Annotated in this window: 15 protein-coding genes and 1 pseudogene; all 16 read left to right on the top strand. The window is 40.2% G+C overall.

Annotation, left to right across the window (positions count from 1 at the left end):
* Positions 1-278: 278 nt before the first annotated feature.
* A pseudogene (locus OCU56_RS08565) lies at positions 279-2,081 on the top strand (type I restriction enzyme subunit R domain-containing protein); the annotation flags it as partial.
* 415 nt (positions 2,082-2,496) lie between these two features.
* Positions 2,497-2,631, top strand: a complete 135-nt coding sequence (locus OCU56_RS17515; protein ID WP_390904865.1) for a hypothetical protein — start codon at positions 2,497-2,499, stop codon at positions 2,629-2,631.
* 309 nt (positions 2,632-2,940) lie between these two features.
* Complete coding sequence (locus OCU56_RS08560) at positions 2,941-3,165, top strand: Flp family type IVb pilin (protein WP_261872814.1); 225 nt, start codon at positions 2,941-2,943, stop codon at positions 3,163-3,165.
* Between the two features lie 20 nt (positions 3,166-3,185).
* The gene (locus OCU56_RS08555) at positions 3,186-3,617 is read left to right on the top strand and encodes a prepilin peptidase (protein WP_390904832.1); all 432 of its coding nucleotides are present in this window, start codon (positions 3,186-3,188) and stop codon (positions 3,615-3,617) included.
* Positions 3,614-4,477, top strand: a complete 864-nt coding sequence (locus OCU56_RS08550) for an RcpC/CpaB family pilus assembly protein (protein ID WP_261872812.1) — start codon at positions 3,614-3,616, stop codon at positions 4,475-4,477. The genes OCU56_RS08555 and OCU56_RS08550 overlap by 4 nt, the downstream gene beginning before the upstream one ends.
* Positions 4,477-5,811, top strand: coding sequence for a type II and III secretion system protein family protein (locus tag OCU56_RS08545; protein WP_261872811.1), 1,335 nt, complete (start codon positions 4,477-4,479; stop codon positions 5,809-5,811). The genes OCU56_RS08550 and OCU56_RS08545 overlap by 1 nt, the downstream gene beginning before the upstream one ends.
* Positions 5,808-6,272: a hypothetical protein gene (locus OCU56_RS08540; RefSeq protein WP_261872810.1), complete on the top strand. Its 465-nt coding sequence runs from the start codon at positions 5,808-5,810 to the stop codon at positions 6,270-6,272. Before OCU56_RS08545 ends, OCU56_RS08540 begins: the two co-directional genes overlap by 4 nt.
* Positions 6,272-7,540, top strand: coding sequence for an AAA family ATPase (locus OCU56_RS08535; protein ID WP_261872809.1), 1,269 nt, complete (start codon positions 6,272-6,274; stop codon positions 7,538-7,540). The genes OCU56_RS08540 and OCU56_RS08535 overlap by 1 nt, the downstream gene beginning before the upstream one ends.
* Positions 7,537-8,820 carry a CpaF family protein gene (locus OCU56_RS08530; RefSeq protein WP_261872808.1) on the top strand — a complete coding sequence of 428 codons (1,284 nt, stop codon included), beginning with the start codon at positions 7,537-7,539 and terminating at the stop codon, positions 8,818-8,820. Before OCU56_RS08535 ends, OCU56_RS08530 begins: the two co-directional genes overlap by 4 nt.
* Positions 8,817-9,725, top strand: a complete 909-nt coding sequence (locus OCU56_RS08525; RefSeq protein ID WP_261872807.1) for a type II secretion system F family protein — start codon at positions 8,817-8,819, stop codon at positions 9,723-9,725. The genes OCU56_RS08530 and OCU56_RS08525 overlap by 4 nt, the downstream gene beginning before the upstream one ends.
* Positions 9,725-10,567 carry a type II secretion system F family protein gene (locus OCU56_RS08520; RefSeq protein ID WP_261872806.1) on the top strand — a complete coding sequence of 281 codons (843 nt, stop codon included), beginning with the start codon at positions 9,725-9,727 and terminating at the stop codon, positions 10,565-10,567. The genes OCU56_RS08525 and OCU56_RS08520 overlap by 1 nt, the downstream gene beginning before the upstream one ends.
* A 1-nt stretch (position 10,568) precedes the next feature.
* A complete protein-coding gene (locus tag OCU56_RS08515; protein ID WP_261872805.1) occupies positions 10,569-11,642 on the top strand; it encodes an SPOR domain-containing protein in 1,074 nt (357 codons plus the stop codon).
* A complete protein-coding gene (locus tag OCU56_RS08510) occupies positions 11,643-12,131 on the top strand; it encodes a TadE/TadG family type IV pilus assembly protein (RefSeq protein WP_261872804.1) in 489 nt (162 codons plus the stop codon).
* The gene (tadF, locus tag OCU56_RS08505) at positions 12,118-12,639 is read left to right on the top strand and encodes a tight adherence pilus pseudopilin TadF (protein ID WP_261872803.1); all 522 of its coding nucleotides are present in this window, start codon (positions 12,118-12,120) and stop codon (positions 12,637-12,639) included. Before OCU56_RS08510 ends, tadF begins: the two co-directional genes overlap by 14 nt.
* A 16-nt stretch (positions 12,640-12,655) precedes the next feature.
* A complete protein-coding gene (locus OCU56_RS08500; RefSeq protein ID WP_261872802.1) occupies positions 12,656-14,146 on the top strand; it encodes a TadE/TadG family type IV pilus assembly protein in 1,491 nt (496 codons plus the stop codon).
* Positions 14,147-14,155: 9 nt separating this feature from the next.
* A complete protein-coding gene (locus tag OCU56_RS08495; RefSeq protein ID WP_261872801.1) occupies positions 14,156-14,794 on the top strand; it encodes an OmpA family protein in 639 nt (212 codons plus the stop codon).
* The last annotated feature ends 85 nt before the right edge of the window (positions 14,795-14,879 follow it).

Raw genomic sequence — 14,879 nt, 5'->3', positions numbered from 1 at the left:
ATTTGTGACAAGCAAAAAGCTATTAACATATTTACAAGATTTTTTTTGTTATTGATTATTTCAAATAATTAAGTTAGCTATTGCTCTATGTCTTTCCATGAATGTCGCAGTTATTATCTGAAATCGGGCTAAAACACCTTTATATATAATCATACAATAAGAGTTATCACTGATGAGCTGGGATGAATTAAATACAGAATTTGCAAAGAGATTAGAGACAGAGTCAATACCACTAAAGTTATGGTGTGTGGAGAAAGATCTCAATTATAATTCGACACGACGGCATATTGCGCTTATCGCTAGAAGCTCGTAAAGGCTCAAATAACATTAGTTACTTTGCATTTACTGCTACACCAAAAGCTAAAACCTTAGAGCTATTTGGTCGTAGACCTGATGTGAATGAACCAGCAAGTGATACCAATAAACCCCTGCCATTTCACGTTTACTCAATGCGCCAAGCGATTGAAGAAGAGTTTATTTTGGATGTATTGCAGAATTACACCAGTTATCGAGTCGCTTACCAATTGGCTCACGATAACCCAACCTCAGATCAAGAAGTAGACAGTAAAAAAGCCGCTTCAAAAATGGCGAAGTGGGTTCGTTTACACCCTTACAATATTGCTCAAAAAGTCGAAACCATTGTTGAGCACTTCAACGAAAAAGTGAAGCACTTGCTCGGCGGTGAAGCAAAAGCAATGGTCGTCACCAGTAGCCGTTTAGAAGCGGTGCGCTACAAACTGGCTTTTGAAAAATATGTTCAAGACAAAGGCTATAACAACGTTAATGCAATGGTGGCGTTTTCTGGTGAAGTGAATGATCCCGACTTTCCAGATCAGCCTTTCACTGAAAATAATATGAACCCTAATCTCAAAGGCAGAGATATGCGTAAAGCATTTGATACTGCGGATTATCAAGTAATGTTAGTGGCTAATAAGTTCCAGACAGGATTTGACCAGCCTAAGCTTGTCGCTATGTATGTCGATAAGCCATTAAAAGGTGTTGAGTGCATTCAGACACTATCAAGACTAAACCGAACATGTAAGGGCAAAGACAAGACCTTTGTACTCGACTTTGTGAATGACCCAGAAGAAGTTCTTGAAGAGTTTAAGGTTTACTTCCAAACCGCGGAATTGGCTGGCGTATCGGATCCAAACATCGTTTATGACCTGATGAAAAAGCTAGATAAGGTTGGGGTCTACCAGTGGTTTGAAGTAGAAGCGTTTGTTGATGCGTATAACAACAAACAAGCAAACCAAGCCAAATTAGCCAATCTATGTAAACCTGCCGTTGATCGTTTCACTGTTCGCTATAAAGAAGCCACTCAGGTGCTTCAAACGGCACAAGCCGAACTGTCTAAGGCGAAAATCGAAACCTCTTCACCTAAAGAGCGGGATAAGAAGATCAAGTTTGCAGAAAACAGTGTTAAACACGCCAAAGAAGCACGAGATATTCTGGAAGTGTTTAAAAAGGACTTAATCTCATTCTATCGCTACTATGAATTTACTTCTCAGATCGTTAATTTTGATGACTACGATCTGGAAAAACTCAGCATCTTTGCTAAACATCTTCACCCACTGCTACGTTTAGACTTAGTGGAAGACGATGTAGACCTGTCTGATGTGGTCATGACCCACTATCGACTGCACGAGCAACGTGAAGCAGACTTACAGCTAGGAGTTAAGATTGGTGAAGAGCCTAAACCTTACCTACCAGCAGCAAAAGAAGGCTCTGGTGCCGTACCTAAAGATCCAAAAACTGAATTGCTAAACGAGATCATTGAGAGAATGAACGACTTGTTCATTGAAGATGGTTTATCCGAAAATGATATGCTCAATTACGCCAATACCATTGCAGGAAAAATCTCTGAAAATGACACGGTAATGGATCAGCTGCGTAGCAACACTAAAGAGCAAGCGATGCTGGGTGAGTTCCCTAATTCCATCAATAATGCTGTAATTGAAAGCATGGACGTTCACAACGATATGGCGATGAAACTGCTGTCCAACGAAGCTATAGCCAAAGGCTTCGCTGGGTTAATGTTTGATGTATTGATGAAAGGATTGGGTAAGTCGGCTACTTAATGGGATAACCACTATTTCGTTACTATTTGTCTAAGATAATCATTGAGAGCTGAGCCAGTCGCACAGCTCTTTTTTTTTCAAAAAATACATCTATTTATCGCTATTGTGTGTAGATAACAGATTAACAACTTATTTAAATTGTCATCAAGCCAATGAAAAAGAGGGCGCACATTGTTGGATGCAACAACAGATTAATAGGGTATTTGATCAAGCCGTGCCGTATGTTATTGCGTAAGCTTTAAGTAATAATAGCTAAATTGTATTAATAAGAAGTGCGGCTTATATATAGGTTCTTGTCATAATCTATTTCTGAACTTAAAGTTTTAAGATCTTTTAGACTTTGAGTTTTAAAAGGAGAAAATTAATTAAAGCCTTCATTAGCGATCAAAAAGGAGTAACAGCCATCGAATATGGAATGATGGGTGTTGCTCTTGCTACTACTCTTGCCTTTGTTATGGGGGGATTAAAATACAGGTTTTGTCTCAGCACTAATTTCTTTATACCAGTCTCTTGCTACTGCCATTCAAACTGCATAAAAATCACCCTTTAAATGGTGTTTAATTCACCGCCTTAATTTACAACTTTATTACAGATTTAATCATGTGGATTAATGTCGCAAAAACTTGATTATCAGGGTTAGGTTAAATTTTTAGTTTAGCCAATTACTTTGTGATGTTAGTCACTTAACTTTAACGTATTCACTTTTGTTTTAAATAGCCAGGTTAGCAAATTGTTAAGTTTATGTTTATTTGACCTTACTTGGTGTTTTAGTGTCTCTTGGGTGTGGTGGGCTGAGCTTTTATTCTAAGACTGACTTTTGGGAATTCCCTAACACAATGATTTAACAAGGAACTTAAACATGTTTAAAGCTTTTCTGACTCGTTTTATTAAAGATGAACGCGGTGTGACTGCGATTGAGTATGGTGTTATTGGCGTGGCATTGGCTGTTGGTTTAGGATTTGCGATGTCGGGTACTGGGGGGGATGGTGAGGGCTTTGTTGGAGCACTACAAGCAGCATTTGAAAATATTGCTAGTGAAATGGGTATAGAAGCCCCGGGAGCTGTTGAAAAACCTGAAGTATAAGGGTAAGCATATAATATAAAATGGAGTATTTATTCTTAATATTTTGCTTATTTATCATGTTGAACGATTTAACAAAAAGACAAATTGGAAATATAGTGTTAATTGCAACATTTATAATTACTATTTCAATTTCAGATTTTATGTTAACTAATAAGATATTAGTTTTATTATTAGTGTCGACTTTATCTGTACTATTGTTTTTTGTGAATTTCTGGGCTGGAGGTGATGGTAAATTATTAATTGTTCTTGCTCCTTTGTTCCCTCCATATCAGGTGATTGATTTGATCGTATCAATTCTCCTGTGTGGTGGGCTTTTATCATTGTTTTATTATTTGAAATATAGAGTGTTTTTCAAACATAGAATGGATAGAGGACTACCTTATAGTGTGGCAATTATTATTGGTGCTCACTTATCTCTTTATTTCTCACAAGGGCTAACTATTTATTCATGAACTCTCGTCTGATTTTCATACTGTCCTTTATTTTTGTAGCTTTCGGCCTATTTGCGGTAATGCAAAATGTCAATGCGCGTGCTGAAGCTAATGCTAAGAAGCAAGTACAAGCACAAATAGAAGAAAAGAAAGAAATAAAATATGTATTGTGGCGCACTAAACACGTGATTGAACGTGGTGATGTAGTTACCACTAATCAACTTGAGCGGGTGGTGCTGCCAGAGCATGAAGCCAATACTCTTGGAGTAAATAGTGATGTCGACCTTGGCTTAGTGCAAGATAGTCGTGCCAAGCAAAAAATTCCTACAGGTCAATATGTATTTCCTGAGACTTTTATTGCTCCAGAGCAAGCTGGCTATCTCGATCTTCTTGCCTCTGAAGGGATGATCCTTTACCCATTACCTATCTCTACGATTAACCTAATCAATAATTATATCCGTCCAGGAGATAGAATTGACATCGTTTCTGTCAGTTCACCATTAACTAATCTCGCTGATACTGGTGCTCGTATCACTCAATTTCGCGGCGTAAAAGCTCGCACTATCAAGCGAAATGTAAAGGTATTAGCGTTTGAACAAAAGCCTATTGACCCGAAAGAAGAAACCTCACAGAGCAGTAACTCTTTAAGCCCAAGAGTATCAGCGGCTGGTGATTCTAAAACAACCGTAGTGATAGAAATCGAACCTGAATTTGTATCTCGTCTCTCTTTAGCGCAGCGCACCATGCATCTAGAAATTTATCGCTCACAAACGAGTGGTGAAATTACCCCTGCCAATATGAGCGATGTGATTGAAAACTATCAAGGCATTCGTGAATTACGCGGCGCAGAAACGCAAACCACCAATCCGGAGGTGTACTAATGCTAGTTAGACTATTTCGTTCATTGGCATTAGTGCTGTGTTTTGTCTCCTTACAAGCTCAGGCTTATTTAATCCCGCTTAATGATGCGCGTTCGGTACGCACTAAGCAGCAAATAGGCACGGTATTTATGAGCCAGCCGACCATTGCTGATTATAAAGTCATTAATGAGCGCCAAATAGTGGTGTTTGCCAGTGCGATTGGTAAAACCCGTTTAATGATCTATGACATTGATGGCCGCTTGGTGGTTTCTAGGGTGGTGGAAGTGACGCAACCCCTTAATCAAGTGCGTAGTGAGATTACTAAACGCTATCCAGATTTAGATATTGAAGTGGTTCCTATGGGAGCAAAGATAGCAGTCAATGGTACGGTGTTTACTGAAAAGCAGCGCGATGGTATCTATGCCCTAGTGGCAAGCATGCTAGGTAAAGAACCTGTTGCTCGTTATCCGACCTCTGATGCGCCGTTAGCATTACCGGGCCCTTTTGTAGCCGATCCTCAAACCGAATTTTATCGTAATAATACTTATGATGGGATCATTGAAGGCTTACAAATTAGCTTCCCATTTCAGGTGAATGTGCGTACCACTATTGCCGCTGTCGGCAGTGAGTTTCGTGAAACTATTGGTGTAGATTGGACATCAGGTGGTTCTCCGGGTGTGTTCACTTTCCCTGATATGACCGCCACTGATCTATCGGCTACTATCACCGCTCTTGCCAATGATAATTTGGGTGAAGTGTTAGCAGAGCCTAATCTAACGGTACTTTCTGGCCAAGAAGCATCTTTTTTAGTCGGTGGTGAAATCCCAATGATTACCTCCGATACTAACGGCACCACTATATCGTTTAAAGAATACGGTATTGGTCTAGATATTGCAGCCAAAGTACACAATGAGCAAGAGATTCGTCTGCGCGTACAACCTAGTGTCAGTGTAGTGGACCAAATCTATAAAACCACCACTGCTGAAGTGCCTCAGCTTTCGACCCGTAAAGCCACTACAACCATTGAAATCGCTGATGGACAAACTTTTATGATTGGCGGTTTGATGAACAGCGAAGATATCGAATCTCTACAAAAGATTCCGTTACTAGGTGATATTCCTTTATTTGGTGCGCTGTTTAGCAAAGCTACCACCAATCGTAAAACCACAGAAGTGGTGATTATCGCCACGGTTAATTTGGTTAAACCTACCAAAGCAGAACAATTGACTCTGCCTCGTATCCATAAAACCAATACTTTTTCGCGCTGGATGGGCATGAGTAATGAATTTGATGAACAGCGTCAACAAGATGCTCAATTGATTGAACTGCTTAATCGTGGAGGGTTTGCTCAATGATGAGATTTATTACTAGCGTATTGGCTATTTTATTGATTAGTGGTTGCGCCGATCATGCCTTACAAAATCGAGGCTCAGAGAGTGTGGCTTATCAAGAGCAACATCGATTTGAATTTAGCTTTCACTCTCAAAGTGAACAGTTTGATTTACAGCAAGTGAATTCATTAGTTGAGCAGTTTGATTTGCGTAAAGCGCGTTTTACGGTGCAATACCCGAGTGTCTATGAAAAGCAAGCCAGTGACTTAGTGGGTCACTTAAAAGAGATGAAGATTCGTCCGGATTGGATTACTAACGAAGCTTTAGATAAGGGCGATAGTGTGGTGCTAATCGTATCTCAATGGCAATCAGTGATTGAATATTGCAAGCCAGTAACGATCACTTTAGCAATGCCACAAGCAGGCTGCTCGGTAAAAACGAATCACACCATACAACTTGTTAACCCAGGGGCGAGAGTAAATTAATGGCGAATATGTTTGATCTCTCCGAAGAGCTTTCTCTCGATATTGATAAAAAGAAAAAATCTAGCCCAAAGACAAGTGCACCTAAACAAAGTGGTGGGGCAACGCTGTTTTTTAATGATGCCGAGTGCAAAGAAGCCGTATTAGAAGCCTATAACTTTGAAGGGTTAGAGATACCCACTTGCATTAAAGGTCAACCGAGTAACGGTAAACAACAAGCGCTTGGTGACGTTGTGTTGGTACAGATGACTCAATCGACAAATATTGAGGTTGATGCTCAGCAGATTAATGCCACCTTGCCCAACAATAAAACGGTAATTTTATTAGGACAAACAGACTCTATTCATACACTGCGTCGCTTAGAGAAAATGGGTTTTTATTATTTGCCTTGGCCGGTGGATAAATTAGAGCTGATTGAGTGTTTAAAGCAAACCAGTCGCGATGAACGTAAGCGTTATGAAAGCGGTTATTTTCGGAAGGCAAAACGGGTTGCTGTAGTCGGCACTAAAGGCGGTATAGGCAATTCGGTGATTACTACGGAATTGTGTTGCTTGTTAGCCAAAAAAGGCAGCCGAACCGTGCTGGTGGATCATCATTACTGCCATAGCAATATTGATATTATTTTAAGTAAGAAAGAGCTAGAGCAGGTGGATATCAGCAGTATTACTGTGGAACCTAGTAAATTGGATGAAGAATCTGCCAGCAGTTATTTAAACGAAGTGGAACATAACTTTTTCTATTTGGGCTTTACCGGCGAAGACAAAATTGAGGAGTTAGAAAAATATACGAATACGGTCAGCGATAAGCTTGGCCGTCAGGCAAATTTTATTGTTAGCGATTATTCAGGATCATTGAATTTTCCTGTTAAAGCTGAGTCGTTAGTTGCTGAAAATGATGTATTGCTGTTGGTCACTGAACCCTCGGTTAGTGGGATAAGGGCGACCCAACGCCTATTGGATAAAATAAAAGATGTTGTTATCCCTCAGTTAGTAAGACCGAGGATCATGGTTGTGGTCAATCATCATCGCCCTGAAGGGACGTTTAACTTAAGTGTTGAAGAGGTCGAACGTTTTTTAAAAGTTAAGGTGGATATGGTCATTCCTTTTTTCAAAACGGCGTCTAAACAGCTCATTGATGGAAAAAAATTGCATGCATTAGAAAAATCTAAGCAAGCCCCTTTTACCCAACTGGCTATGGTCATTAATGGTCAAAATCTGAAAAAGAAGACAGGTTTGTTGACTAATTTCTCTTTTAAGCGAGCTAAAAAATGAGCCTAACTAAAGAGTTATACGAGCAGTTTCGCGCACAAATCTTTGAAGTGATTGATGCCGGTGTGGTCAATCAAATGACCCCTCAAGAGCTGAATGGGCAAATAGAGCGCGCCATTGGCAAGTTGTGTGAAAATTATCCTACACCTGTCCCTGCTGTGACACGGGCAGAGCTGAGTAAAAACTTAGTGGATGAACTGGTAGGTTTAGGCCCGTTGCAGCAGTTAATGGAAGATGAGTCCATTTCTGACATCATGGTCAATGGGGTGGACGAAGTTTTTATTGAACGAAATGGTAAAACGCAAAAAGCAGATATTTCGTTTATGAATCACCAGCAACTTATCGAAATTGCTAAGCGCATTGCCAACAATGTTGGGCGACGTGTGGATGAGTCTAGCCCTTTATGTGATGCCCGTTTAGAAGATGGTAGCCGCGTTAACGTGGTGATTCCGCCTATTGCATTAGACGGCGTTGCCATCTCTATTCGTAAGTTTAAAGAGCAAAAACTAGGTTTAAGAGAGTTGGTTGGGTTTGGCGCTATGTCTCCAGCGATGGCGCGAGTATTAATGATTGCAGCCCGCTGTCGCTTAAACATCATCATATCTGGTGGTACAGGCTCGGGCAAAACCACCATGCTCAATGCTTTGTCTCAATATATTGGTAACGATGAGCGAATCTTAACCATTGAAGATGCCGCTGAGCTGAGGATTCAACAGCCTCATGTGGTGCGTTTAGAAACTCGCCCTGCTAGTACCGAAGGGTCAGGCGCTATCACTCAGCGAGACTTGGTGATCAATGCTCTACGTATGCGACCTGAACGAATTATCTTGGGTGAGTGCCGCGGCGCGGAAGCGTTTGAAATGCTACAGGCAATGAACACTGGCCACGATGGGTCAATGTCCACACTGCACGCCAATACCCCTCGTGATGCCATGTCTCGTATTGAGTCTATGGTGATGATGGCCAACCTAGCACTGCCACTAGCGGCTATACGTCGAACCATAGTTTCGGCAGTGAATTTGATTATTCAGGTGAACCGCTTGCGAGATGGTAGCCGTAAAGTGACCAGTATTACGGAAATATATGGTTTAGAAGGCGAGGCACCTGTGATGGAGGAGATTTTTCGCTTTGAGCAAGACACCGATCAGGCGAAGGATAAAATCTCCGGTAATTTTGTGACGTCGGGTTTACCAACTCGATCACAAATTAGTATTCGAGCATCGGAATATGGCTTATCTCGAGAGCTTGAAGCTGCTTTTGAAATGGAAGCTCAAAGCGTATGACTATGTGGTTATTGTTGAGTGCTACATTATTTATTGGCGTGCTGGTTTACATAAAACGTAAGCCCGACCCTAGATATGTTTTTTTGCAGCACAATGCACAAACTACAAACCAACAACGTTATGCGGTGGATATTAAAGGACTCACTAAATCGGGTTTACTTCAAAAAATAACCAATTTATGGGGAGTGATTCAAGCTTCTTTAGGTAAATTTCCCATGCTTAAAATCATGGTATTTATCGGTGTTATTAATGGTGCATCAATATTTGTTAACCAACGCTGGTTGAGTTTTTCTCAACTCGAAGTGAGCTTAGCGGTAACTTTGTTAGGTGTGTTTTTTGGTTTACGTTTTCTCATTGAGAAGCGGCGTAAAGCCTTTGAAAATGACTTCCCTGATGCGCTCAATATTTTAATGAGTGCGGTAACTGCCGGTGAAAGTATTAATGCCGCTTTTGCTTATGTGGCTAAGGTATCGGATAACGACGTAGGTCGTGAGTTTAAAGATATATCAGATCGCATGCGCTTAGGGGAATCTACTCAAGCCATTTTTGACCGTTCTTGTAAGCGATTTCCGTATCCTCCATTTTTATTTTTTGTGATCACTATTCGCGCCAATATGGAGCGTGGTGGTCAATTAAAAAGCGTATTAAGTAAGTTAATCCGTGTGCTAGTGGAAGCGCGAAATTTAGAAAAGAAAAAAATGGCAATGACTTCTGAGGCGCGTATTTCAGCCAAAATAGTCGGGGCAATTCCATTTTGTTTTATGTTGCTACTCAATTGGATTAATCCTAAAGATTTAGAGTTTGTATTGTTTCATCCTGATGGGCGCTGGATTTTATATTATCTATTGATCAGTGAAGGGACAGGTATGTTTATTGTTTGGTGGCTAGTTAAGAGTATTCGATAATGTTAATTATTCTATTTTTTTTATTGGCATCTGGGTTAATTGCACTAGGGATTACCTGTTATCTTAATCACAAAGCCAAACAACATAAAATTAAGGTTTTTTTAGCTGGGAAAAAACAAAGTAATTTCAGTTTTTTTCATGAGCTATTAGGCGGTATGGGAAAAGGAACTCAACGAGACATTAGAGATAAGTTTGAAGATGCAGGTATTTATAATCGTGAGTTGTTGCGTTACTACACACCAATAAAATTTTCATTGTTGGCCCTATCCGTAATATCAATATTATTATTTCTACATGAGCCGAAAGAAATGTTGATGGGCTTTATGGGAGCCATTGTCGTTGTAATTGTAGTCCCCGATATGTACTTAGCTTGGCGTAAAAAAAAGCTTATAGAGAAAAATTCTCGTCAGCTGCCTTACATGATTGACATGATGTCAGTGTGTGTACAAACGGGTATGACTTTAGAAGGAGCGTTTCGTTATCTTGGTGAAGAACTACAAAGCTTTGATAAAGATTTGTGTTACCAAATTCGTAAAACATCGGATGCGGCAGAAGTGAAAGGTATGGAAACAGCATTAAAGGATCTGAGTAAGCGAGTACCAACGCCACAAGTACGAAGTTTTACTTTGACATTAACGCAAAATATTCAGTATGGCACCTCGGTAGCTCCAGTATTATCGGATTTAGCGGAAGATTTTCGCAATGAACAAATATTAGTGATGGAAGAAAAAATAGGTAAATTAGCGGCAAAAATGAGCGCTCCTTTAATTTTATTTATTATGTTCCCTATTATTATTTTAATTTTAGCTCCGGGTATAACTCGTATGATGTCAGGTAATTAATATGCGTAATGTTATATTTGTTTTAGTTTTATTGATAACAGGTTGTGCTAATCAAGTTAGCCAAACAGAGCAGCAGTTAGTATCACAATTAACGGTAAGTAAAAACTATTCCGGCTTGATAGAACTGTATAAATCCAAAGTGGTTGATAATGATAAAGACTGGTTATCACAACAACTATTGGCAGAAGCCTATTTGGCCAATGAAGATGTTGAGTCTGCAGACTTTTATATTCAGCGTGTATTAACCCTTTCGCCGAAACCGACTGCGGATGCACATTTAATCAAAGGCAAAATATTAGCCAAAAACTTCAATTATAAAGAGGCAATAGAGCAATATTCTCACGCTATGGTATTGGGTTTAAATAGCGCGGATCTGTATATGAGCCGAGGTATTGCACTTGCTCAGGCCAAGCATTACGAAACCGCGATTGATAGTTTTAATTTGGCTCGTTTACGTGGTTTTGATGAAGTTTCAGTGAAAAACAATATTGCAATGGTGCATATCTACCAAGGGGACTTTCAATCTGCGGTAGACATTTTATTACCTATTTATGAGCAAGACAGTAGTAATAGCAAGGTGAATGCGAATCTAAAGTTGAGTGTAATGAAGCTTGAAGGTGAAGAGAGTCTTGAAGTGCAAGATGAGTCTGGTGCTGAAGTCTTAGTGCTAAATGATCCAGCAAAAGAATCGGTAGGCTCAGAGCTTACTGTCAACAAAGAGACTCAATTGGTACCCGATATCCTTGATACACAAGTCGAGGTGACTCCTATAAGTGCCGAAGCATTTTTTAAAGCTGATGCGCCGTTAAATGCGCAAAAGAATGAACCTCAGCCGCGAAGTTATCATTTGCAATTAGGCGCTTACGACAACATGCCTGAAGCTCTAGAAAAAAGAAATGCGCTTTTGACGGCGCAATTGCCCATTACCATTCGTCCAGCAGATTTAGGCAGTTCAGGTACTTGGTATCGTCTGTTAACGGGAGATTTTACTTCTTATCGTCAGGCGCAGTTATTTGCTAAGAAAAATAAGCAATTACTGGCTGAGCATGAGTATTTTATACAGGTGATTAAGTAGATGAAATTGACTCGCCGTATTAAACAAAAAGGAGTGGTATCCATTGAGTTTGCGCTGGGAGGATTTGCGCTATTTTTGGCACTATTTGCAGTATTTGAAATGGGACGATTTGCCTATATTGTAAATTTAACCGATGCCACGCTATCAGAAAGTACTCGTAAAATTCGCATCTATGACGGGCAGACATTAAATACGGCGTATAAAGACCGATTAGACCAAGTCTTTGCAAGCGATGACTCCTTTTGGAATCGTTTGGGATTTTTGGATTACCAAGATTTTTCATTTGAAATTGATACCTATACCTCTTTACTGACATTAGAAGATCAATCTCCCGCACAAGGGTGCGAGCGTTGCCCGTTAGTCATGTACCAATTGACTTACCACTACAGTCCAGTTGTATTTGAAACCGTGCTTCCTAGCGCAACTATCTCTCGACGCATTTTAACCATTCAAGAACATGAGGGGTGGGAGGAAGATGAAGAGAGTTAATTATCAAAAAGGCGCTTTTACTGTAGAGCTAGCATTTGGCATGACAATTTTAATCATCATGATGTTCTTTATTGGTGATTTGGCCGCCTTATTATCAGGTAAAACTCAGTCAGGACAGGTGAGTTATGCCATTGCTACAGCGACTAAAGAGCGCACGCGATTTTTTGAAGGGCGACATGCTGTTTCGCAAGCTGATTTTAATCTACTCAACAATATCGCCAGCGATATATTAGACCGTCAAGGATTAGAGAAACAAGACGGTTACGGAGTGACCATTGAAGGCTTTAATGACCACGGTATTCAGTCTTTTACTAAAAACTTTGATGACGGTGCAACATGCCAGCCATCAACCACTATTGAACATTTAGAACATCTGCGCCCAGTAAGAGATGACGGCGTTGAGTTCCCTATTTATCAGGTCACTATTTGTATCAAGATGGAAGGGGCTTCACAGTATTTTCCAGGTATGAGATACGTGACTAGCTCATCCGTTTTACCAGGTCGTTAGCTCAAGGAAGGTGTAGATGAAATATTTAAAAAAACAAAAAGGGGTGGCGATTATTGTCGTCGCGTTAAGCATGGTTGCAATCGGGGGTATGGCGCAACTGGCGATTGAAGGGGGACGAATAATTCAGGAGTCAAATCGCTTGGCGGATGCTTCTGAAGCGGCTACTCTTGCCGTCGCAATAGCTAACCGCTCAAATCAAGCGGATGCAGATAAGATGGCGCGAGATTATCTTGAGCAGTATTTACCTAATGTTGCTATTAATGATGTGAACGTAGTTCGCAAAGAGGGACAAGATGAGATTGATGGCAATACTCTTTATTACGTGCAATACGAAGTAGAAGCTAATGCTACCTTTGATGCCCAAATGAATTTTTTGGGTAATGAAAATACAGCGACTACTGAAGCTCGTTCCGTGAATAATGATGCAATGGCAAGAACTTATATGTTGCCATCTGACTTGGATTTAGTTTTTGTGGCGGATTTTTCTGGCTCAATGAACTACTCTTGGGATAAACAAGGCAAAGGCACTAAACTTGATGTACTGAAAGAACAAGTTGAGATTATTTCAGCTGATCTATTATCAAGTAGTGCAACGAACGCCGGTTATGCTCATCGAATTGGTTTTGTCCCTTATAATCTGCGAACGCAAGAGACGATTGCCGGAACGCGTCGCTGTGTTACTGAACTTGAGTATGCGAGCTATGGTTCGGGTAACAGCAAAGTTCACTATCAAGATATCGATTGGCTATCTTGGGGCACGCAAAGTACTTCAAAGTTATCTTCTTGTAAAAACAATCAGAGAAACTGTCCGTCGGGGTATCAACAGAGTCACGCCAAAGCTATTTCTGATATATTTTTAAAGTCTGCCAATGATTCTGGCATTAAAAGTGGCTATTGGCCTGATCCATCGAGCTATGTAGATTATGCATCGACTGTAGCTAATTGGAACATTAGTAAAACAAGTATTGCATCCCTTCATCCAGACGCAACAAGTAGAGGAACGACTTTGTTCTCGGCGGGAATGTGTGGTGGAGATGAGTCTTTTTATACTATCCCTCTTTCTCTCCAGTCTCCAGAAATAAACAAAATGGAAGCTAATGGCGGCACTGCGGTATATCAAGGCTTAATTCGTGGTGCCCAGATTTTAGCTGAAGGTAAATCAACACTTGAAGATCAAGAACAATTAGAAAAATACAATGAACGATCACAGATGTTACTTATCTTAAGTGATGGTCAAGAAAGTCCATTTACTAAAACATTTTCCAGCCTTGTTGATCACGGATTATGTAGAAATATACGTGAACACTTTAATGGCCATGATAGCCCTCTTTATATCGGTGTTATAGGTATTGATTTTAACGCGTCGGGACAAACAGGCTTTAAGAATTGTGCTGATGAAATTATCGATGTTACCAATAGTCAGGATCTACTGGATAAGATCCAAGAGCTTATTCAAAAAGGTGCCGCCACCAACGGCGTATCTCGTTTATATGATAAAACGTTGTAAGGAGGGACTATGAAATTATTCGTTGCTGTATGGGGTCTCGGTATTTCAGCCTTTAGTGTGCAAGCGGTCGATTTAGCGGTGAATAACCAGATAGATCAATTGTGCTCTACCGAAAATATGGTGATTAAGCATTCAGTTAGTATCGGGCAGGCTTATGCTGTGGCAGGGAACCGGGCACAGCATTATCAAATTCAGCCGTCATTAAATGATGAGCAGAAATCCAAATTAAAAACCACACCTATCTCATTAGAAACGGAGTGTTTTGAGTATTTAAATAGCAATAACCTTTTACAAGTTGACTCAAATGGGGTGGTTGCTCGAGTCTATTTTAACTTTGATCAAAGTGATTTAACCGATACGTCAAAGCTTACTTTAACTGCGCTAGCTCAGCATTTAAAAGACCTTAATGAGGTGCCTAAGTTAGATGTGATTGGTCATACTGATAATATAGGCAGCGATGAGTACAACAAAAAACTAGCAGCGCATCGTGCAAAAACCAGTAAAGTGTATTTGGTTGAGAATCATATTACCAAAGAGATACTGTCTACCCACTCGGCCAGTTTTTCTCACCCCATACAAGATAATGCCACTGAGCAGGGACGAGCTGCTAACCGCAGAGTTGAGATAAAGATCTCCGATCCATCTTAATCATTTTTATGATTCTATTTTAGATAATCTAAAACTATTGAGCCGATAGACTGAGTAAGTTCTATCGGCTTATTTCTTCAATACT

It is taken from the genome of Vibrio rarus, from assembly GCF_024347075.1.
GTDB classification, from domain to species: domain Bacteria; phylum Pseudomonadota; class Gammaproteobacteria; order Enterobacterales; family Vibrionaceae; genus Vibrio; species Vibrio rarus.
This window is presented reverse-complemented; position numbering and strand designations above follow the sequence as displayed.